Source organism: Fusobacterium sp. (genome assembly GCF_019012925.1).
In the GTDB taxonomy this organism is placed as follows: Bacteria; Fusobacteriota; Fusobacteriia; order Fusobacteriales; family Fusobacteriaceae; genus Fusobacterium_A.
Map to the genome: position 1 here is coordinate 13143 of NZ_JAGIRL010000001.1, position 21224 is coordinate 34366.

Annotated in this window: 16 protein-coding genes and 4 tRNA genes; 14 read left to right on the forward strand and 6 right to left on the reverse strand. The window is 31.6% G+C overall.

Translation table 11 applies throughout. The features are described 5' to 3' along the window. The first annotated feature begins 99 nt into the window (after window positions 1-99). The 8 genes from QZ286_RS00080 to QZ286_RS00115 are packed head-to-tail and all read left to right on the forward strand — an operon-like array spanning window position 100 to window position 8943. Window positions 100-2436: an endonuclease MutS2 gene (locus tag QZ286_RS00080; RefSeq protein ID WP_291254943.1), complete on the forward strand. Its 2337-nt coding sequence runs from the start codon at window positions 100-102 to the stop codon at window positions 2434-2436. Then, window positions 2412-3089, forward strand: a complete 678-nt coding sequence (gene ispD, locus QZ286_RS00085; RefSeq protein ID WP_291254944.1) for a 2-C-methyl-D-erythritol 4-phosphate cytidylyltransferase — start codon at window positions 2412-2414, stop codon at window positions 3087-3089. The genes QZ286_RS00080 and ispD overlap by 25 nt, the downstream gene beginning before the upstream one ends. 19 nt (window positions 3090-3108) lie before the next feature. Continuing rightward, window positions 3109-3939: a nitrilase-related carbon-nitrogen hydrolase gene (locus QZ286_RS00090; RefSeq protein ID WP_291254945.1), complete on the forward strand. Its 831-nt coding sequence runs from the start codon at window positions 3109-3111 to the stop codon at window positions 3937-3939. A gap of 9 nt (window positions 3940-3948) precedes the next feature. Then, complete coding sequence (locus tag QZ286_RS00095; protein ID WP_291254946.1) at window positions 3949-5202, forward strand: hypothetical protein; 1254 nt, start codon at window positions 3949-3951, stop codon at window positions 5200-5202. 9 nt (window positions 5203-5211) lie between these two features. Next, window positions 5212-6630, forward strand: a complete 1419-nt coding sequence (cysS, locus tag QZ286_RS00100; protein WP_291254947.1) for a cysteine--tRNA ligase — start codon at window positions 5212-5214, stop codon at window positions 6628-6630. After that, entirely contained in the window at window positions 6618-6995 is a 378-nt protein-coding gene (locus QZ286_RS00105; protein ID WP_291254948.1) for a ribonuclease III domain-containing protein, read from the forward strand. The genes cysS and QZ286_RS00105 overlap by 13 nt, the downstream gene beginning before the upstream one ends. A 2-nt stretch (window positions 6996-6997) precedes the next feature. Continuing rightward, window positions 6998-8032, forward strand: a complete 1035-nt coding sequence (locus QZ286_RS00110) for a rod shape-determining protein (protein ID WP_291254949.1) — start codon at window positions 6998-7000, stop codon at window positions 8030-8032. After that, window positions 8032-8943 carry an ATPase gene (locus tag QZ286_RS00115; protein ID WP_291254950.1) on the forward strand — a complete coding sequence of 304 codons (912 nt, stop codon included), beginning with the start codon at window positions 8032-8034 and terminating at the stop codon, window positions 8941-8943. Before QZ286_RS00110 ends, QZ286_RS00115 begins: the two co-directional genes overlap by 1 nt. Window positions 8944-9047: 104 nt before the next feature. On the opposite strand, the gene QZ286_RS00120 is transcribed toward QZ286_RS00115, so the two are convergent. The 5 genes from QZ286_RS00120 to QZ286_RS00140 all read right to left on the reverse strand — a co-directional run bounded on the left by QZ286_RS00120 (window position 9048) and on the right by QZ286_RS00140 (window position 15449). Next, window positions 9048-10187: an FAD-dependent oxidoreductase gene (locus tag QZ286_RS00120; protein ID WP_291254951.1), complete on the reverse strand. Its 1140-nt coding sequence runs from the start codon at window positions 10185-10187 to the stop codon at window positions 9048-9050. 27 nt (window positions 10188-10214) lie between these two features. Next, the gene (locus tag QZ286_RS00125; protein ID WP_291254952.1) at window positions 10215-11381 is read right to left on the reverse strand and encodes an iron-containing alcohol dehydrogenase; all 1167 of its coding nucleotides are present in this window, start codon (window positions 11379-11381) and stop codon (window positions 10215-10217) included. 132 nt (window positions 11382-11513) lie between these two features. Beyond that, the gene (locus tag QZ286_RS00130; protein ID WP_291254953.1) at window positions 11514-11861 is read right to left on the reverse strand and encodes a helix-turn-helix domain-containing protein; all 348 of its coding nucleotides are present in this window, start codon (window positions 11859-11861) and stop codon (window positions 11514-11516) included. Window positions 11862-11962: 101 nt separating this feature from the next. Further along, the gene (locus QZ286_RS00135) at window positions 11963-14515 is read right to left on the reverse strand and encodes an FAD-dependent oxidoreductase (RefSeq protein WP_291254954.1); all 2553 of its coding nucleotides are present in this window, start codon (window positions 14513-14515) and stop codon (window positions 11963-11965) included. 13 nt (window positions 14516-14528) lie between these two features. Further along, window positions 14529-15449: a DMT family transporter gene (locus QZ286_RS00140; protein ID WP_291254955.1), complete on the reverse strand. Its 921-nt coding sequence runs from the start codon at window positions 15447-15449 to the stop codon at window positions 14529-14531. A 212-nt stretch (window positions 15450-15661) separates the two neighbouring features. Here QZ286_RS00140 and QZ286_RS00145 point away from each other — a divergent pair, with 212 nt between their 5' ends. After that, window positions 15662-16966: a sigma 54-interacting transcriptional regulator gene (locus QZ286_RS00145; RefSeq protein ID WP_291254956.1), complete on the forward strand. Its 1305-nt coding sequence runs from the start codon at window positions 15662-15664 to the stop codon at window positions 16964-16966. 52 nt (window positions 16967-17018) lie between these two features. On the opposite strand, the gene QZ286_RS00150 is transcribed toward QZ286_RS00145, so the two are convergent. After that, window positions 17019-19145, reverse strand: coding sequence for a TonB-dependent receptor (locus QZ286_RS00150; RefSeq protein ID WP_291254957.1), 2127 nt, complete (start codon window positions 19143-19145; stop codon window positions 17019-17021). A 243-nt stretch (window positions 19146-19388) separates the two neighbouring features. On the opposite strand from QZ286_RS00150, the gene QZ286_RS00155 reads away from it, so the two are divergent. From QZ286_RS00155 to QZ286_RS00175, 5 genes are all read left to right on the forward strand, one after another. After that, window positions 19389-19464 (forward strand) — tRNA-Val (locus QZ286_RS00155). A gap of 5 nt (window positions 19465-19469) precedes the next feature. After that, a tRNA-Asp gene (locus tag QZ286_RS00160) sits at window positions 19470-19546 on the forward strand. Window positions 19547-19554: 8 nt separating this feature from the next. Next, a tRNA-Phe gene (locus QZ286_RS00165) sits at window positions 19555-19630 on the forward strand. 22 nt (window positions 19631-19652) lie between these two features. Next, window positions 19653-19727: transfer RNA gene (locus tag QZ286_RS00170), tRNA-Cys, on the forward strand. Between the two features lie 539 nt (window positions 19728-20266). After that, complete coding sequence (locus tag QZ286_RS00175; protein WP_291254958.1) at window positions 20267-21214, forward strand: LacI family DNA-binding transcriptional regulator; 948 nt, start codon at window positions 20267-20269, stop codon at window positions 21212-21214. Window positions 21215-21224 lie beyond the last annotated feature (10 nt).

The window sequence follows — 21224 nt, forward strand, 5'->3', positions numbered from 1 at the left end:
ATTTCAAGTTTTTTTTAAATTTTCTTGAATAAACTTAGGAAAATAAAAGATTTATGGTATAATAAAAAATGAATGTAATAAAAATATAGGGAGAAAAAAATGAACGGACATAGTTATAAAGTATTAGAATTTGATAAATTAAGAGAAGAATTAGCTAACTATAGCGTTATAGAAGAGAATCATTATAAAATAATGAATTTATCTCCAATGAGAGATTTTAGTTCTGTAAATAGAGAACTTGATATTTTAAGAGATTTTATGGATTTCCTAAAGTTTGATGGTGGATTTGAAACTGCTGGAATGAAAGATATATGTAAGATGACAGAAAAATCTCAACTTATAGGAACATACCTAGATGTTGAAGATCTATGGGATATAAACTATAACCTAAGAATTTTTAGATTGTTTAAAACAAGACTAGAGGATCTAGGAAAATATAGAGATTTAAGAGATAGATATCACGATATTCCTGTGATGAGAGGTATAGAGGATATTATAAATAAGGCTATTGATAACAATAAAGAGATAAAAGATGATGCCTCTTTAGATTTGAGAGATATAAGATTTCATAAGAAAACTTTGACTATGAATATAAAAAGAAAGTTTGAGGATCTTTTTGATGAGCCAAGTTTATCAAAAGCTTTTCAAGAGAGAATAATCACTGAGAGAGATGGAAGAAGTGTTGTACCTGTAAAATCTGATTTTAAAGGACTTATAAAGGGAATAGAGCACGATAGATCTTCTAGTGGACAGACTGTATTTATAGAACCACTTTCAATAGTAGCATTAAACAACAAGATGAGAGAGTTGGAGCTAAAGGAGAAAGAGGAGATAAGAAAGATACTGTTGAGAATAACTGAGCATGTAAGAAATGAGAGAGAGAGTATTGATGCAATAGGTGAGGCAATTTTATCCCTTGATATCTTGAATACAAAGGCAGTATATGGTTTGGAGAAAAATTGTGTCATTCCAAATATAAATAATAGAGAGATGTTGAGTTTAGTGGAGGCTAGACACCCATTTATTCCTGCTGATAAAATAGTACCACTAACATTTGAGATAGGAAGAGAGTATAATACTCTTTTAATTACTGGACCAAATACTGGAGGAAAGACAGTAGCTTTAAAGACAGCAGGATTACTTACATTGATGGCTCTATCTGGAATTCCAATCCCTGCTAATGAGCATACAAGTATAGGATTTTTTACAGGAGTGTATGCTGATATAGGTGATGAACAGAGTATAGAGCAATCACTATCATCTTTTTCTGCTCACTTAAAAAATGTACAGGAGATACTAGTAAGTGTAAATAAAAGTTCACTTGTATTATTAGATGAGCTAGGATCAGGAACAGATCCTGCTGAAGGATCAGCTTTTGCTATGGCAGTTATTGATTATTTAAGAGATAGAAAGTGTAAATCTTTTATTACAACACATTATAGTGAAGTAAAAGCTCATGGGTATAATGAAGAGGGAATAGAAACTGCTTCAATGGAGTTTGATGTAAATACTCTTTCACCAACATATAGATTATTAGTAGGTATTCCTGGTGAGAGTAATGCTTTGACAATTGCTAAGAGATTGGGAGTGTCAGAAGAGGTAATAGAGAGAGCTAAGAGCTACATAGGTGACGATAATAAGAAGATAGAGAAGATGATAGCTAACATCAAAGAGAAATCAGATGAATTAGAGGCTATGAAGCAACAGGTTGAACTTTTAAAAGCAGCAGCACAGAGAGATAGAGATGAGTATGCTGAAAAGTTGAGAGTATTGGAAAAAGAGAAAAATGAGATTTTAAAAGAAGCTTATGAAAAAGCTGATAGAATGATGAAAGAGATGCAAGCAAAGGCTGTGGCACTAGTAGAGAAGATTCAGAAAGAAGAGAATAAAAAAGAGGATGTAAAAAATGTTCAAAAGAGCTTGAATATGCTTAGATCAGCACTTCAAGATGACAGAAACAAAAATGTAGAGCAAAAGCCAAAAGTTGCAAGAAAAGTGGAGTATAAAGTTGGAGATAAGGTATTTGTAAATAGTTTAAATCAATTTGCAAATGTCTTAAAGATAAATGGTGGAAAAGAGACTGTCCAAGTACAAGCTGGAATCTTAAAATTAGAAGTATCTATGGATGATGTAAAAGTTGTCAAAGAGAAAGCTAAAAAAGAGTATAACACATTCTCACATACAAAAACTTCTGTAAGAAATGAGATCGACTTAAGAGGAAAGATGGTAGATGAAGCTGTATATGAATTGGAAACATATTTGGATAGAGCAGTTATGAACTCATATACTGAAGTCTATGTAATCCATGGAAAAGGTACAGGAGCATTGAGAGAGGGAATATTGAACTATCTAAAAAAATGTAGATATGTAAAAGAGTACAGAATAGGAGGACACGGAGAAGGAGGACTAGGATGTACAGTGGTAACCTTAAAGTAACTCTTATTTTAGCTGCTGCTGGAGTAGGAAAGAGAATGGGCTTGGGCTATCCAAAACAATTTTTAGAGTATAGAGAGAAACCTCTCTTTATACTCCCTTTAGAGGTAGCACAAAAGAGTGAGATCATAGATGAAATAATAGTAGTAACAAATGGTGAAAATATAGAGCTAGTAAGGAATCACTGTGAAAAATATGGTATTAAAAAGCTAATTAAAGTAGTAGCAGGAGGAGCAGAGAGACAAAACTCTATATATAACGCCTTAAAGTGTGATAATGAGAGCGATATAATTCTTGTACAAGATGGAGTGAGACCATTTTTTAAAGAGAGGTATATAGAAGAGTGTTGCAAGGTGGTAGTTGAGGAGAGAGCTGGAGCTGTTATTGGAGTTAGAGTAAAGGACACTATAAAAGTTATAGATGAAAACTTTGAAGTGAAGAGTACTCCAATGAGAGCTAATTTGATAGCTGTACATACTCCTCAAGCCTTTGATGGAAAACTATTGAAAGAAGCTTATGAGAGAGCTGAAAGAGATGGATTTTTAGGAACTGATGATTCCTCTTTGGTAGAGAGAATTGGAGGTAGGGTTAAAATAGTCTTGGGAGATTATGATAATATTAAAATTACAACACAAGAGGATTTAAGATTTTTGTAGTTGAAGGATAGGTGAAAAAATGAAAGTATATATGGGACAGATGAAGCCAACTCTAGGAAATGTAGAGAAAAACTTAGAGATGATGGTAGAACATATAGATAGAGCGATAGAGGAGAAAAGCGATATAATTGTATTCCCAGAGTTGTCTTTAACAGGATACTCTCTTGAGGATATAGTTTTTGATGTAGCAATAAAAGAGGTACCTAGTGTTCTTTTAGAAAAAAGTAAGGAGATCAGTATAGTATTTGGAGCTGTGGAGTTGGGAGAAGAGGATTATCCATATAATACTGCTTACTATTTAGAAGATGGAAGATTACTACACAAACATAGAAAAGTTTATCTACCGGATTATGGAGTTTTCTATGAAGGTAGATACTTTATGGCTGGAAATAAATTTAGAGCCTTTGATACAAAGTTTGGAAGAGTGGGAATGTTAGTTTGTGAAGATACTTGGCACCAATCAGCTCAATATATCTTAGCTCAAGATGGAGCAAAATATGTGTTCGTACTATTCAATTCACCAACTGTAATTGGAAAGAAAAAAGAGGATATTTCGGCTCAGTGGAAGTCTATATTGAAGAGCAATTCACTTTTAAATGGAGTGTATTCAGTAGGTGTCAACAGAGCTGGAGTGGAAGATGGAACTACCTTCTTTGGAAACTCATTTGTAGTAGCTCCAAATGGGGAGGTAATAGCTGAGGGGAAATACTTAGCTGAAGATGGAATCTGTTGTGAATTAGATGAGGCTCAATTGAGAAGAGCTAGATTTAAAGCTCCAATGTTTAAAACTGAAAATATAAACTTAACGAAAAAAGAGTTGGAGAGAATAGAAAATAAAAGATTTCAATAGGAGTGAACTATGAAAAAAGTAATTGGAATAATATTAGCTATAATACTGATTTTTTTAGGAGGAACTTTAGGTTATACATTGATATATAAGGCTACTCCAAGAGATTTTATAACAGAGGATACAAGGATAGTATATGCCAATGAAAATATTAAAAATAAGGATTTTACCCCAATTCTATATCTATTAGATGATGATGAGGTTAAAGATAAAGTAAAAAAAGATATTAAAAATTTAAGATACTTATCAAAATTTTATCTTTTTTCAGATAAGGAGTTTTATGAGATAAGTGAAAAGAGTTTTACAGTAGTAGTAGATCCAGGATATTGGTATTTTACAGCTTTAAAAAGTCTAGATAAGTATTTTCAATATGAGAATGGGATATATATCTTAAAAGATGAATACAGAGAGAAGTATTTACCTGAGATTAAATCAGATATCTTTATGAAAAATTATAGAGGATTATTCATAGTGTCATTGGGAGAAAAAAATATTAAAGATTTTATAGCAAAAGATAGAAAATCTTTATATAATAAAGAGATGGAGAGAGAGCTTGATATGAGTTCTAATAATCTTTTTGGAACACTTGTTTATAATAATAAGGGCAATGATTTTTATGGTGTGGAGTTATTATCAGCCAGTGCTGACTTGAATAGAGATAGGGCTTTTTCAACTGATAAGATCTATATCAATGAAAAAGAGAGCGAGATCTTAAAGACAGATATGGTAAGGAGAGAGCTAACAAAATATGTAAAGAAAAATGATATATATTTTTCAGTAAATGATTTCTCAAAATTGGATAAGATAATATTTAACTCTCTAATTACTAGAACAGGTGTGGATAGTAGGACTATGTTATCAATTTGGAAGAATATCTTTGGAATAGATATTGAGGAGATCTTGAAAGAGATAGATGGAGAGATAATTTTTAGACCAAGGGAATCAGCTGTAATGGTAAAATTAAAGGAGAACACTCCTGAAATAAGTAGATTGTTATCTCTATTAAAAGATGAAAACTCAACATTTTTTACAGAGAATGCTATAGAGTTGAATGGAAATATACTTAAGATAGGAAATAGTAAGTTCGAGGAGAATCCAAATCCTTATAAAATAAGTGCTGAGACATTCTGTTTTGGAGAGATTACTTCAGAAGAGTTTATAGATATTCAAGGAATTGAAGGAACTGTAAGAGGAGAGAGTCAAATAATAACAATAGAGTCAGAGATGTCCATAGATATATTAAAAAAATTAATAAATGAGTATTAGGAGGATAGAATGATAAAGATATATAATACTCTTACTAGAAAATTAGAAGAGTTTAAGCCTGTAAAAGAAGGGGAAGTATCAATGTATGTTTGTGGTCCTACTGTATATAACTACATTCATCTTGGAAATGCTAGACCAGCAATATTTTTTGATACAGTAAGAAGATATTTTGAATTTAGAGGTTATAAAGTAACTTATGTTCAAAACTTTACAGATGTAGATGATAAAATAATAAAAAAAGCTAATGAAGAGGGAGTTAGTTCTCAAGAGATAGCTACAAAATATATTCAAGCTTACTTTGAAGATACAGCAAAGGTAAACTTGAAAGAAGATGGAATGATAAGACCTAAGGCAACTGAGCATATAGGTGGAATGATAAAAATTATAAAGACTCTAATAGAAAAGGGACACGCATATGAATCTCAAGGAGATGTATACTTTGATGTTGAATCATATAAAGATGATTATTTAGGATTATCTCATCAAAATCTAGAGGATTTAAGAAGTGGAGCTAGAATAGAGGTAAGTGAGATAAAAAAATCTCCTTTGGATTTTGCACTTTGGAAAAAAGCGAAAGAGGGAGAACCAAGTTGGAACTCACCTTGGGGACAGGGAAGACCAGGTTGGCATATTGAGTGTTCAGCAATGTCTCACAAATATTTAGGAGAAACTTTTGATATTCATGGTGGAGGACAGGATCTAATATTCCCACACCACGAGAATGAGATAGCACAATCTAAATGTGCTTGTGGTGGAGAGTATGCAAGATACTGGATACATAATGGGTATATAAATATTAATGGAGAGAAGATGTCAAAATCTTTAGGAAACTTCTTCCTATTAAGAGATGTGTTGGAGCATTATGATGGTAGAATTATAAGATTATTTATTTTAAGTTCTCACTACAGAAAGCCGATAGATTTTTCAGATGCAGAGTTAACTCAAGCTAAAACATCTCTAGAGAGAATAGAAAATGCTGTAATGAGAGGTAAGGAAGCTCTAGTTGAAATATCTTCTAATGGAAGCTCTTGTATTGAATTAAAAGAGCAATTAGCTTTGGCAAAAGAGAAGTTTGTATCAGCTATGGATGAAGATTTTAACACATCTATGGGACTTGGAGCTATCTTTGAACTAGTAAAAGAATTAAATAAAGCAGTTGATTCACCTATAAATAGTGATGGTGCTGAAGTTGTAAAAGAGAGTATTGAATATATAGATACAGTAATGAGTGAAGTTTTAGGTGTAAAATTAAAATTAGAAAATGCAGTAGGAAATTTAACTTCAGAATTGGTAGAATTTATACTTGAAATGAGAAGAGAAGCAAGAGCTGAAAAGAATTGGGCAATGTCAGATAAGATAAGAGATAGATTGGCAGAGATGGGCATAAAAATAAAAGATGGAAAGGACAAAACTACATGGACAATGTAGACTTAAGAGAGACAAGTGGTGTGGTATTAGCTTATTTAGGTGATTCAATTTGGGAATTAAATATTAGAAAATATTGGATATCTAAAGGATTAAATCTGCATAACTTAAATAAAAGGGTTAAAAATTGTGTAAATGCTAAAAAACAGAGTGAACTTTATAGAGAAATTTTTCCAATGCTAGAGGAGAAATTTCAAATGCTAGGAAATAGAGCAAAAAATGGAAATATCAAAAGTTTCCCTAAATCATGTAGTGTACAGGAGTACAGGGAAGCTACTGCATTTGAAGCTTTGATAGCAGGATTTTATGTTGAAGGAAGAGATGAATTGATAGAGTTAGCTATAAAATTATGTGTGGAGGAGAAGTAAGTATGAAGTTTAAATTCCCAAATATTGGTTTTAATAGAAGTTTAGGAATAGATTTAGGAACTGCCAATACCTTAGTATATAGTAAAAAACACAGAAGAATAGTTTTAAATGAACCTTCAGTTGTGGCAGTTGAAAGGGAGAGCAGAAAGATTCTAGCCGTTGGAAACGAAGCTAAAGAGATGCTAGGAAAGACTCCAGATACAATTGTAGCTGTAAAACCATTGAGTGAAGGAGTTATAGCAGACTATGATGTAACAGAGGCTATGATAAAGTACTTTATAAAAAAAGTTTTTGGAACATATAGTTTCTTTATGCCTGAGATAATGATCTGTGTTCCTATTGATGTAACAGGAGTAGAGAAGAGAGCTGTATTAGAAGCTGCTATATCTGCAGGAGCAAAGAGAGCATATTTAATAGAAGAGGCAAGAGCAGCAGCATTGGGATCTGGAATGGATATATCAGTTCCAGAAGGAAATATGATAATTGATATTGGTGGAGGATCTACTGACGTTGCTGTAATCTCATTGGGTGGAACTGTAGTTAGTAAAACTATAAGAACAGCAGGAAATAATTTTGATGCTGATATAATAAAATATGTAAAGAAAACTCATAACCTATTGATAGGAGATAAAACTGCTGAGGAGATAAAGATTAAGATAGGAACAGCTCTACCATTAGAAGAGGAAGAGGTTATGACTATAAAAGGAAGAGATTTGATAATGGGACTTCCTAAGACTGTAGAGATCACATCAGAAGAGGTAAGAGAAGCTATTCACGACTCATTGATGGAGATAGTAGAGTGTGTAAAATATGTTTTAGAGCAGACTCCACCTGAATTGGCATCTGATATAATTGATAAGGGAATGACTATGGCTGGTGGAGGATCATTAATTAGAAACTTCCCAGAATTAGTAGCAAAACATACAAACTTAACTGTAAATTTAGCAGAAAATCCTTTAGAGAGTGTTGTAAGAGGTGCTGGACTTGCTCTTGATCAATTAAATATTTTAAGACAGATAGAGAAGGCAGAAAGATAATGATAAAAGATATAATTTCCAATGAAGAGGTAAAAGAATTTTTAAAAAATGAGCTAAAAATAGGTAAAAATTCTGGAACATACCTCTTCTATGGTAGTGATATGAGTTTATTAATGGAATTTGCAATATATTTTTCTCAAGGACTTTGTTGTGAAGCTATCAGTGGAGATTTTTGTGGACAGTGTGGCACCTGTAAAAAAATACAAAAATTAGTTTATAGCGATCTAGAGATTTTAGACAATCCTGATGGGATAAAAGTTGATGAGATAAGAGAGTTAGCTTATAAGTCATCAGCTAGTTCCTATGAGGGTGGGAAGAAGATATTTATATTAAAGAATATAAGCAAGATGAAGAAAGAGGCAAGTAATGCTTTATTAAAGCTTATAGAAGAGCCTAATCCAGGGAACTATTTTATTCTATTAAATGGAAATTTAAATATATTACCAACAATAAAATCGAGGAGTATACTTGTTAAGATAAAAAATAGAAGTGCTGAGGAGTTGGGGGTAGATGAATTTACCTACTCATTTTTCAGAGGAAATAGTGAGGATATACTAGGTTTTAAATCTATGGATATAAAGTTAGAAGAGGGTTATCCTTATGGAGAGATAGCTAGAGCTATCAGAGGTTATGAAGAGAGTGGAGAACTAAAATTTAAGATAAATATCTATAAAGCTATTCGAGATTTTGTAAATAATAGAAATTATCTAAAAACATATGAGAAGATATATTTTGCTGAAGAGATTGTGAGAGCTACTTCAGATAGAAATATATATAGGGAGATTGTAAGTTATTTGGTAAATTTTATGGGAGATTTAAATGGTTTAGAAGAGAGACTTACAATGAAAGGTATGTTGAGATTTCCTATAAATATGAGAGCCTTTTTTATTAATTTATTTTTAGATATATAAAAGAGGAAGTGAAATAATTAAAAGATAATCTTTATTTAAAGATAAAAAAAGGAAAAAAGCTACTTAAGAAGTAATTTTTTCCTTTTTTATTTTTACTTATTTTATTAACAGGATAAATAACTATGAATTTCTTTAGCGGTTTCTTTCCCAGAAAGGGTTGCTTGAACAACGGTTTGTGGTCCAGTTACTATATCTCCAGCCCAGAAGAAGCCTTCCATATCATTAGGATCAAATAGAGAGTATTGGCTGATAGCTACAATAACAGCATCACACTCTAAAAATACCTCTGTATTTTCAGCTGTATTTTTAAATAAAATTCCATTGTTTTCAAATTTGATAGGAGAGATCTCTGTGATAAATTCTACTCCATCATTTATTGTTTCAGTTATCTCGTGTTTTGTAGCTGGAGCTTGTAAAAGTGGTTTTCTATAAGCTACAGTGACATTATTTCCCTGTCTTTTAGCTGTTCTAGCCACGTCCATAGCCACATTACCAGCACCGATAACTATAACTTTTTTGTCAGTACCTAAGTTTGTTTTATTTTTAAGAAAATCAATACCATAAAAAATATGTGGTTGCTGATGTCCTTCAATCTCAAGTTTTTTAGGAAGCCAAGCTCCAATAGCTACTAGAATAGCATCAAACTCATTAGAAGCTTTCAGTTCAAGTAATCTCTCTTTATCAAAAAAACTATTACCAATGAACTTAATACCAAGTTCAGATATCTTATCTTCAAGTAAGTCTATATATTTTTTTGAAAGTCTAAAATCTGGTATCCCATATCTAAGCATTCCACCCATACATTCATTCTCATCAAAAATAGTGACATCATATCCCTTAGTTTTCAAAATTATTCCAGCTGAGAGTCCAGAGGGACCAGCACCAATAATTGCCACTTTTTTATGGCTAGATTCAGGTAAAATCTCAAAAATTTTATTTTCTAAAAAGTTGTTGATTAGAAAATTTTCAATTGCAGGGAAATCTACAGGAGTACTTTTTATACCTTTGATACAATTTCCCATACACTGTCTTTCAAAGGGACATATGAGTGAGCATACAATCGACATTGGATTGTTTTTGAAGATAAGTTCTCCAGCTTCCTCATATGCCTTATTTTTAAATAAATTTATTATGTTTGGAATATCTGTAGATATTGGACAAGAATTTTTACAACGGGCATTCTTACAGTTAAGACACCTATTACTTTCATCAATTAAATATTCAATATTTGTATTTTCATTCATTCTTTTCCAATCTCCATTATTAATATTTTAGAATGTTACTTTTTCACCATAGTAGATTGCTGTTAATAGCTTTTTCATCTCTTCAACAGAAATCTCTCTAGGGTTAGTACCAGTACAAGGATCTGCAACTGAAGTAGCTGCTAAATCATCTAGGTGAGCCATAAAGAACTCTTCTTCTATTCCATACTCTTTTAGAGAGTGAGGCATATTCATAGCAGTTCTTAATTCACCAATATATTTAACTAAAGACTCTACTAATTCTTTATCAGAATCTCCAGCTAATTTTAATACTCTAGCTATATCTGCATAATCTTTTTCAGCAGTTTTAGCATTAAATTCTATTGCATATGATAGGTATATTGCATTAGCCATACCGTGAGCAATATTCAATATTTTTCCAGTTTTGTGAGCCATTGAGTGAACTATTCCTAAAATAGCATTTGAGAAAGCCATTCCAGCTAAGTTTTGAGCAATGTGCATCTCTTTTCTAGCCTCATCTTCACCATTGTAAGATTTAACTAAGTTCTTACCTATCATTTCGATTGCTTTTATTGATAAAGCATCTGTAAATGGACTTCTGAATGTTGAAGGATAAGCTTCAATAGCATGAGTTAAAGCGTCCATTCCAGTATTAGCAACTAATGATTTAGGCATTGTTTGAACAAGAGTAGTATCAACAATAGCAACATCTGGAGTGATATTATAATCAGCTATTGGATATTTTATTCCAGTGTTGTTATCAGTTATAACTGAGAAAGAAGTAACTTCTGTAGCTGTACCACTTGTTGTAGGGATAGCATAGAATTTAGCTTTTTGTCTTAACTCAGGTAAGTTGAATGGTTTTGCAGCCTCTTCAAAAGTGAAATTAGGGTGCTCATAGAAGATCCACATAGCTTTTGCAGCATCTATTGGAGAACCTCCACCAATACCGATTATAACATCTGGTTGGAACTCATTCATCTCAGCAGTTCCTTTCATAACTGTTTGAACAGAAGGGTCATTTTCAATTCCTACAAATAATTTTGCTTCAATTCCAGCTTCTTTTAAGTTAGCTTCAACCTTTCCAACAGTTCCATCTTTAACAAGTCTTTCAGAACCTATTACGATAAAAGCTCTCTCTCCTTTAATAGTTTTTAAGTAAGATAATGCGTCTTCACCAAAGAACACATCTCTAGGGATTGTAAATCTTTTCATTTCTACCTCCGTAAAATTTAATATATTTTTTATTACAGAGTCATTATATAGAAAAAGATCACTCTTGAAAAGAAGGCACTTTTTAGAAGGAAAGATACCAAAAGGTAGGAATTAAATAAAAATGGGCCTTAACTACTTATAATTTTTTACAAATTTTTTTCCCCATTCATCCATCTTCTGCATAATAGGAATCAATTCAAGTCCATTTTCAGTGAGAGAATACTCTACCATAGGGGGTACAGTTGGGTAGATTTTTCTACTTACAATACTATATTTTTCCAACTCTTTAAGTTGTTGAGTTAACATCTTTTGAGTAATTTCAGGAATTAATTTTCTAAACTCATTGTATCTAATAACCTTGTGTAGATAAAGGTTCCAAATAATTAAAGCCTTCCATTTTCCACCAATTATTTCTAAAGTTAATTCAATTTCACATCTATAATTTGAACAACTAACCTTATTTTCTCTAGATTCTGGCATTTAAAAATCACCTCTATATTCTGAATAATAAAAAAGATAGCAATTTATATTATACAATAGATTGCTATCTTTTAATAGTTAAAATTATATTGAGAGTTTAATTATTTTTCTAAAAGTTCTTTAGTAGCTAATCTATTAGCCCACATCTCATCTTCTGATTTGTAACTTCTCTTTTCAAAAGTACTCTCGTTATAAGTGTCTCCAAATAATAGATCTAGAATATGTAGAGAATCCTTACCTGCAGCTTCTAAAGTACCTCTACAAGAACCACAGTATGAGATAACAGAGTCTTGAGTACAATCGTTAGCTCTTCTAGTATAGATCTCTTTATAAAGCTCAGGATTAGATGAACAAACCATTCCTCCAACTCCACAACATCTAGTGTTTTTACCAACATTGTGCATCTCTTCAAATTGGTAACCCATCTCTTTTAAAATCCATCTAATATTTTCATGGTGAGAGATAACATCTCTTGTAACACAAGAATCATGTACGTTGAATTTTACAGGGCTATTTTTTCCTTTACCAATAGCTTCTTTAGGAAGTCCAATTTTTTCTCTCATTAAATCCCAATAAGAGATAACTTTTTTATCACTAGTATCACTGAAAGTTTTAAAGCAAGAAGGACAGATAGTAACTATAACTTCAGCTCCCATACTTTCAATCTCATCATTTGCTAATTTATTTCTAAGGACAAATTTATCCTCTTCTCCAATCATCTTTGTAACTTTACCACAACATCTTAGCATAGCTGAAACATCATCACCTAAAACTTCTTTTAAGTGTGCATAAACTTTCTCTACAAGTTCAGGCTTATATGCTGGGATTGTACAACCAGGTACAAAAACGTATTTAGGAGATTTTTTCTCTTGAACAGATGTACAGTATTTAGGGCTACACTCCATTCTTTGAATTCTATCACTATCAACAAGATTTTCAATAACCTGTTGGTTGTTGTTGTCTCTTATATATTGATTCTTTAATTCTGTAAAATTACTTCTTAAATCTAAGTCTTTAGGACATTTAATAGTACATTGAGAGCACTCATTACAAGAGAAGGCAATCATCTTATCCATATGCTCATAACCTTTTTCTAAATAATCTCTAAATAACTCTTTAGGACAAGAAGTAAAGTTTTTAAGCATCATACACTCTTTCATACAAAGTCTACACTCACATTGACGACATCTATCAGCCTCATATTGAGCTTGTTCAGGAGTATATCCTAAAGAAACTTCTTTGAAAGATTTTATTCTCTCTTGAGGATCTAGTTCAGGAATATCAACTCTTCTCTTAAAAACCTCTTCCCAATTAACATCTCTTTTCAATTTAGTATCATAGCTACTTGTATCTTTTAATTCTCTACCTGCACTTAAATCTTCACCTTTTAAAAATCTATCTAGAGATTCAGCTGCACGACGTCCAGTAGCCATAGCTTGTATAACAATAACAGATTCTCCACTAGCATCTCCAGCTATAAAGACTTTTGGATTGTTAATACTTTGTAATGTTAATTTATCACACTCGAAAGTTGAATTTCTTCTCTGTGTTAATATATCTTTTGCAAATCTACCATCAACCTCTTGACCGATAGCAAATATAATAGTGTCAATTTCAATAGTTTTTAGGCTAGTTTCATCAAAACTAGGAGAGAACATTCCATTCTCATTAAATAGAGAGAGACACTGTTTTGCAATAATCTTTTCCAATCTGTTTTCAGAATTAACTATAATATCCTTAACTCCATATCCATGGATAAAAGTGATTCCCTCTTCAAAAGCTCCTTTTACCTCATGCTTAGATGCAGTCATCTCGTCAAAAGATTTTTCAAGAGCTAGAGAGTAAACTTCCTCTACTCCATTTAATCTTCTAGCAACTCTAGCACAGTCCATAGCTACATCTCCACCACCAACTACTAGAACTTTTTTTCCAATAGATACAGATGTTTTATCTAAAGCTACAGCTCTTAAGAAGTCACTTGCATTAGTGATATCAGGTGAAGATATATTACTTCCATTTCTACCCTTATGTTTTCCTACAGCTACAACTACTCCATCAAATTTAGATAGGATTTCATCAAATTCTATATCTTTTCCAATTTCACAATTCATTTGGAAGTTTACCCCTAATTTTTCAAGGTAAGAGATCTCCCAAGAAAGAATATCTCTAGGTAGTCTATACTCTGGGATACCAACTGCCATCATACCACCTTTCACAGGAAGTTTTTCAAAAACAGTTACCTCATATCCTTTTCTAATCATATCCAGAGCAGATTGCATACCTGAAGGTCCAGCTCCAATAACAGCAATTTTTTTACCAGTGGCAGGAGCTTTCTCCATACTCCATAACTTCTCATTGTCATAGTGATCAGCTATATATCTTTTAAGACCAGCGATAGACATAGGTGAATGAATCTCAGCTATCTTACACTTCCCTTCACATGGATGAGCACAGATACGCCCCAATGTTCCAGGTAGAAAAAGCTTCTCTCTAACTGTAAGTAAAGCTTCTTCTCCCTTTCCCTCTCTAAGTAATCTTATATACTCTTTTACATCAGTATGCATAGGGCAAGTTGCAACACAAGCAGGAGTTTCCTCTCCCATACACTCTGATACAATTTTTTTCATATTATCGATTATCTCGGTTTTTAGCATAATTAAAATCCTCCTATTTTGATTTTTTAGGTTCTATTGCAAAGATGAATACTCCAGCAACAATTACCAATCCCCAGATAATTAAGTGTGAATTTGCAGGTGCTCCAAATAAAACTATACTAAATACTATTGTCCAAAGTGCAGCAGTAGAGTTAAGAGCAGTACCCATAGCAGCTCCAATCAGATCAACTGCTTTATACCAACATAGATAAGTGATAGCTCCAAAGATAGCAATTCCAGCAAATTTCAAGAAAACACCAGTTTTTACAACTTCAAGAGCAGTATAAATCTCTCCAGAAAGTGGTAAAACTAAGAAACCATAGACAACCATAGATATGAAATATCTTAAACAAAGAAATTGTTGAGGAGCAGCTTGAATATGATCCTCATCTTTTATATGTTTCATAGCAAAACCAATAATAACCCCTTCAGATGCCCAACCTAATACAGCTAAAAGAGCAAATAATATACCTGTACCAAATGTAGCTGGTATATCTCCAGTAGGTTTAAATCCTAACATAAAAGATCCTAAAAGACTGATAAAAATACCAAGAACAGCTCTTTTAGAAAGCTTCTCTTTAAGTAAAAAATATGATAATAAAGCTCCAACACCAGGATAGATAACTGATATACTAGAAGCATATGGAGCAGTAGCATATTTAATAGCTAGTAGATAGGCACTCATACCCACAGGAGCACCAACTAATGCAGCTACAGCAGTAGCTTTTCCTTTTTTTGTTTTTAATAATTGAAAACTTCCATAAAGTTGCTTTGAGAAAAGTAAAGTAAGTCCGATCCAGAAAAAAGCAAAACTATCGTGAAAAAATGCAGAAACTAACGGCGTGACTCCAACAGCACCCATCAAAATAGAGTCAAGTCCCCAAGCTAAACCAACAGTGATTCCTAATAAAATACCCTTCGTCCTATTGTTCATTAAAAAACTCCTTTTTATAAAATATTTAAATTTAAAATTTTAACATAATAACAAGCAATATCTATGCCAAGTGTTTTAATAGTGAAAAATTGCACTGTTATTAAGAAAATAAAAATAAAATTAGAAATATGTCATTTTTTGTTATATAATTAATGTAAATAATAATTACAGTGTCATTTATAATGACAGATAAAAGGGAGGGGAAAGTTTTAATGATTTCGTGGGAGATTCTAGATAAGATCGGAATAGGGGTAGCAGTATACTCTAAAGAGGGAGATATTGAGTATATAAATGAGTATGGAGATAGGTATTTTAATAAAAATTATACCAATATTTTTGATATATTTTCAGAATTAGATAGAAAAGAGATACTAAAAGGGGATTTTAAAATCTTGAGTAAAAACTACAATGGTATATTTATTATGCTTTTTCCTCAAAAAGAGAACAATCTAATTCTTTTTAAGGAGCAGGAGTTTTTTAAATCTTTTTCAAGTAAGGGTAGAAAATACTATGATTCAAAAGAGGAATACTCATTTGAGAATGTTATCGGAGAGAGTAAAGAGATAAAAAAGATAATAGAGGAGTGTAAAAAAGTAGCAGATAACAATATGAACTTATTGATTACTGGTGAGAGTGGAACAGGAAAGGAGTTTTTTGCAAGATCTATTCATAATAGTAGTTCAAGGAGAGATTATCCATTTATTCCATTAAATTGTGGAGCGATACCTAGAGATTTGATAGAGAGTGAACTTTTTGGTTATGAGGCAGGAGCCTTTACAGGGGCAAATAAACAGGGGTATACAGGGAAATTTGAGTTGGCAAATGGAGGAACAATATTTCTAGATGAGATAGGAGAGATGCCACTGTCTATGCAGGTCTCTCTTTTGAGAGTTCTTCAGGATAAGTGTGTGACAAAGATAGGATCAAAAAAATGTAATAGAGTTGATGTAAGAATAATAGCTGCAACAAATAAGGATTTAAAAAAGGCTGTTCAAGAGGGAAGATTTAGGAAGGATCTATACTATAGATTAACAGCTTTCAATATTCAACTCCCACCTTTAAAAGAGAGAATAGGAGATATTCCTATATTTTTAGACTACCTTTTAAAAGAGAAAAGTATTGAAATGAATAAACCTATTCCGAAACTTTCACCTATGCTTTTTCAAAAAGTTATATCGTATTGTTGGCCGGGAAACATAAGAGAGTTGGAGAATTTTGTAGAAAATTTTGTAGCTTTAGACGGTATAAGTACTTATGATATCAATTTTGATGAATGCCATTGTATGACACACGATAATTTAGGAAATAGAATAAACTTTGATAATAAGACAAAGGTAATTGAAAAAGTAGAAGAGGAAAGAGTTATGTCAATTGTTGAATTAGAGAAACAGGAGATAAAAAAAGCATTGAGAGTATATAATGGAAATATGACTAAAATAGCTGCTGCTTTAGGAATAAGTAGAAATGCATTGTATAATAAGATAAAAAGATATGGGATAGAGACTGTTGAAATATAAAAAAACTATAGATAAATTCTATAGTTTTTTTATATTTATATTTGAAATTATATTAGAATCTATATTCAAATCCTGCATAGTATGATCTTTCAGAAGCAGGGTCATAAACTCTTACACCTTTTTCTAAAGCTTCTTGTTCAAAGTTTTGTCTATTCAGTAAATTATTAATTCCACCATATAATTTTAAGCCATTATCCATAACATAATTTGCTGTTAAATCAAGAGTGATATTACTTCTAGTTTTGTGATTATTTTCTCTATCAAGATAATATCCATCTTTATAATTGAAAGTAAAGATAGTATTAAATTTATCTGTCCAATTTATTCCACTTCCAATATTAGCATTTAGTTTAGAAGCATAAGGAACATAATTACCCTCTATTCCTTTATTCTTATCCTTTGATATCTTAGCATCAACATATGAGAATCCCTCAAAGAAGAATAATTTTCCATATTCTTGAGTTAAATTAAGCTCTATCCCTTTTCTTTCTGTTTCATCAAGGTTGTGATACTTCCACTCTTTTCCATGACTAATTTCATTGTAATATATTTCTCCCTTAGTTCTTCCAGCAAAAGCATTAAGTTGAACTACTGAACCTAAAAGATAATCTTTTAAACCAATTTCAAAAGTTTGATTAGTTTCAGCATCAAGATTATTTATTTTATATCCTGTTTTAGGGTTTTTATCTTGGAATTCTGTTGGAGCAGGAGTTCTAAAACTTTTTTCAAATCTAGTATAAATATTTCCTGTATCTGAATAGATATAGTTTACTGCTAACTCATAACTGTCATTTACCATTGATTTTTTAATATTACTTGTTTCAAATTTGCCAACATATCCATTATTTATAATTGGTGGTTTATTTGCAAATGATGGCGCTACCTTATGATGATAGTGAGAATTTTTTATTGTATCAAACTTTGTCCACTCTCTTCTATATCCTTGGATAAATTCTAAATTACCTACTGCAGTCTTATTGAATACATATGCACCATGACTTTCTTTTTCACTATCAAGATTATATAGTTTATACATATCCATAAAATTATCAAAATCTCTTTTAGAGCTTTGAAGTTTATAGTCATATCCTAGAATAAAGTAACTATTTTTATCATAATTATATTTTAAAGATGGGTTAAGTTTAAATTTTTCCTCTGTAAAAGTTCCATTATAGTCAGCATAATATGACATCATACTCATATGTTCATCAAAAAAGGCTTGTGTTTCTGCCTTTTGAGTAGCCTTATTACTTGTTTTTTGCCAATTTGCATTAAGGTTAAATTCTAAGTTATCAGTAAGTTTTCTTTTATAACTTGCTGATATATCATCTCTTTTTATCTCATTTTTAGATAATATATCAAAAGTGTTTGGAAGTTTTTTACTTGAAAGTTTATCCCCTGTAAAATCAACACCTGATTGACTAGCATCTTTTTTCCACTCATCTCTTGTTAAAAGGTCAGCACTTTTCATATCTTTTTCATAATGAGCATATCTTAAAGATAAATCTGATTTATCATCTATTTTTATAATTCCTGTAACATCAATATTATAGTTTTTATTGACTTCACCATCTCTATTTGTTTTACTGTTTTCATTTTGATAGTTTACTATAAGAGCTAAATTATCATTAACCTTTGTAGCTGTTCCAGCCTTAAATACTTTTTCATTATGACTGCCATATCTTGCACCGATATATGATTCGTTTTTATCAATAGTATTCTTAGTTATTATGTTAATAACTCCACCTGTTGCACCATCACCAAAAAGAACTCCATTTCCTCCTGGTAGAATTTCAACTTTTTCAATATTTGAAACAGGAATACTATTTAATGGAAGTATTCCATGATTTAAATCAACAGGGTTTAAACTCATTCCATCAACCATAACTTGAACTGTTCCTTTTGAGTTTAATCCACTTCCCCTCATCTCTATAGTCTGTCCAATAGCATTATTTTGAACAGTAATTAAAGGAGAATTTTCTAAAATTTCAAAAACATCTTTATAGTTTTTTTCTTCAATATCTTTTTGGGTAATCACCTGTATATTTTTAGGTGTATTTTGCAATGTTTCTTCAAATCCATTTTGAGATTTAATATAGGTTTTGTTAAGCTTAATGGCTTGATTTTCAGCATAAGAAATAGCACTTATTATTAGTGTTAAGAGTAAGATTTTTTTCATAATTTCCTCCAGTAAAATATTTCATGTTAAGAATAATTATAAAAGAAAATATTTTGTATGTCAAATAAAAAACGAAATATTTTATATCTAAATTAAAATTTTATAAAATTATATAAAATATAAAAAAATAGTATATTTTAAAATAATTTCATATAATATAAAATAAAATTGAATAAAACGATATAATCTAAATTGCTTTATTTTATAAAATAGTATATTATATACAAGCACGGTAAAGAAAATGGTCTCATAGCTCAGTTGGGAGAGCACCTGCCTTACAAGCAGGGGGTCACAGGTTCAAGTCCTGTTGAGACCACCATTAATGGGGGTGTAGCTCAGTTGGTTAGAGCGCATGCCTGTCACGCATGAGGTCGCGAGTTCGACCCTCGTCACTCCCGCCATTATTCTTGCCCAGATAGCTCAGTCGGTAGAGCAGGGGACTGAAAATCCCCGTGTCGGTGGTTCGATTCCGCCTTTGGGCACCACTACTGACTTTTAAATAAATATGGCGACGTCGCCAAGCGGTAAGGCAGAGGTCTGCAAAATCTCCACTCACCAGTTCAAATCTGGTCGTCGCCTCCATATGTAAATAACAGTTCTTCGGAACTGTTTTTTTCATTTCCACTTGTTTTTGGGGCTCTTTATCAAATGGTGTTGGTAAAAAAATTAAAAAGAGAGATACTGGCATACCTCTCTTTTTGCTCTTTTTTACTTATATTTTTCTAGTTAATTTAATTATAGCATAGATTTTTAAGAAATTCAATGATACAATAAATTGCTCTTCTTTCTTCGCTATTCACTTCGAGAAAGGAGGTGGACAAGTGAGAAAGCTTATATTTTTTCTAGTTATGATAGTTTTATTGTTAATTCTATCTAAAAACGTTTATTAATGTTTTTTGTGGGAGGACTCTGGCAGGTTCTCCTGCTTTTTTATCTCAAAGAAAAATAAAAAGCTAAGATGTAGAATTATAGATATGTAGATAGAAGTAGAGAATAAAACACTCTACTTTTTTTATTTCATAAATAGTGTACACTATTTAAAAATAAGACAAAAAGTATTGACAAAAAACAATTTACAAGTTATTATTTAATTGTAAACGGTTACATAGAGTGGTGATAATATGAAAATGAAAGATATTGCAAGAGAATTAGGGCTATCAGTAGCCACTGTTTCAAGAGTAGTAAATGGACATAGTAATGTAAATGAGCAGACAAAAAAGAGAGTGGAGGAGTTTATTAAGAAGAAAAATTATACTCCTAATGTAATAGCTCAAAATCTATCAAAAATGGAAAACAGGACTATAGCTCTGCTTGTTCCTAATATCAGTAACCCATTTTTTGCAACTCTTATAAACTATATTTGTAAAAATTTTAATAGATATGGATATCAGATAGCTTTATATAATACAACTGAAAATTTAGAGCAGGAGAAAGAAGCTATAAAGAATATTTTAGGACATAGAATAGCAGGGGTAATAGCTATACTTATAGCTGGAGAGTATGAGGAAAATCCCTTAGCTTCTCTATTGAGACAGAGAATACCAGTGTATCTTTTAGATAGGGATTTTGAGTATTCTAAGGTGGCTGGAGTTTTTTTAGATAACTATATTGGAGCTTATAAAATTACGAAAGAACTATTAGAAAGAGGACACCGAGAGATAGCATTGATAACAGGAAATTTAGATTTTTTAAATGCTAGAGAGAGGTTGAAAGGGTATATTGAAGCTCATAAGGATATGGGAATAGAGTTTAAAGAGGAGAATATCTATGAAGGGGATTATCTTTTTGAAAGCGGATATGAGATGGGAAAAAGACTCTTGCCAACATCTGTAACTGCTGTATTTTCATCTAATAGTTTGATGTTGTATGGAGTGTTGAAAGCTTTGAAAGAGGAGAGAAGAGAGATACAGTTAGCATGTTTTGAAAGAGTAGATTTTTTTGATCTCCTAGATAGAGAGGTTGTAGCTTGTTCCATTCCGTTGAAAAAAATGGGAGAGGAGATTTGTGAACTCTTTATTTCAAAAGAGAAGAGTAAAAAAGTGTATATAGAACCAGTTTTAGAAAAGTAAAGGAGGACAT

Bases quoted from the DNA above. Each gene is read 5' to 3' on its own strand.
- QZ286_RS00105 (WP_291254948.1), top strand. From the start codon at position 6,618: ATGGACAATGTAGACTTAAGAGAGACAAGTGGTGTGGTATTAGCTTAT.
- QZ286_RS00125 (WP_291254952.1), bottom strand. From the start codon at position 11,381: ATGAAAAGATTTACAATCCCTAGAGATGTGTTCTTTGGTGAAGACGCA.
- QZ286_RS00095 (WP_291254946.1), top strand. From the start codon at position 3,949: ATGAAAAAAGTAATTGGAATAATATTAGCTATAATACTGATTTTTTTA.
- QZ286_RS00140 (WP_291254955.1), bottom strand. From the start codon at position 15,449: ATGAACAATAGGACGAAGGGTATTTTATTAGGAATCACTGTTGGTTTA.
- ispD (WP_291254944.1), top strand. From the start codon at position 2,412: ATGTACAGTGGTAACCTTAAAGTAACTCTTATTTTAGCTGCTGCTGGA.
- QZ286_RS00130 (WP_291254953.1), bottom strand. From the start codon at position 11,861: ATGCCAGAATCTAGAGAAAATAAGGTTAGTTGTTCAAATTATAGATGT.
- QZ286_RS00150 (WP_291254957.1), bottom strand. From the start codon at position 19,145: ATGAAAAAAATCTTACTCTTAACACTAATAATAAGTGCTATTTCTTAT.
- QZ286_RS00175 (WP_291254958.1), top strand. From the start codon at position 20,267: ATGAAAATGAAAGATATTGCAAGAGAATTAGGGCTATCAGTAGCCACT.
- QZ286_RS00090 (WP_291254945.1), top strand. From the start codon at position 3,109: ATGAAAGTATATATGGGACAGATGAAGCCAACTCTAGGAAATGTAGAG.
- QZ286_RS00115 (WP_291254950.1), top strand. From the start codon at position 8,032: ATGATAAAAGATATAATTTCCAATGAAGAGGTAAAAGAATTTTTAAAA.
- QZ286_RS00080 (WP_291254943.1), top strand. From the start codon at position 100: ATGAACGGACATAGTTATAAAGTATTAGAATTTGATAAATTAAGAGAA.
- QZ286_RS00145 (WP_291254956.1), top strand. From the start codon at position 15,662: ATGATTTCGTGGGAGATTCTAGATAAGATCGGAATAGGGGTAGCAGTA.
- QZ286_RS00110 (WP_291254949.1), top strand. From the start codon at position 6,998: ATGAAGTTTAAATTCCCAAATATTGGTTTTAATAGAAGTTTAGGAATA.
- QZ286_RS00120 (WP_291254951.1), bottom strand. From the start codon at position 10,187: ATGAATGAAAATACAAATATTGAATATTTAATTGATGAAAGTAATAGG.
- cysS (WP_291254947.1), top strand. From the start codon at position 5,212: ATGATAAAGATATATAATACTCTTACTAGAAAATTAGAAGAGTTTAAG.
- QZ286_RS00135 (WP_291254954.1), bottom strand. From the start codon at position 14,515: ATGCTAAAAACCGAGATAATCGATAATATGAAAAAAATTGTATCAGAG.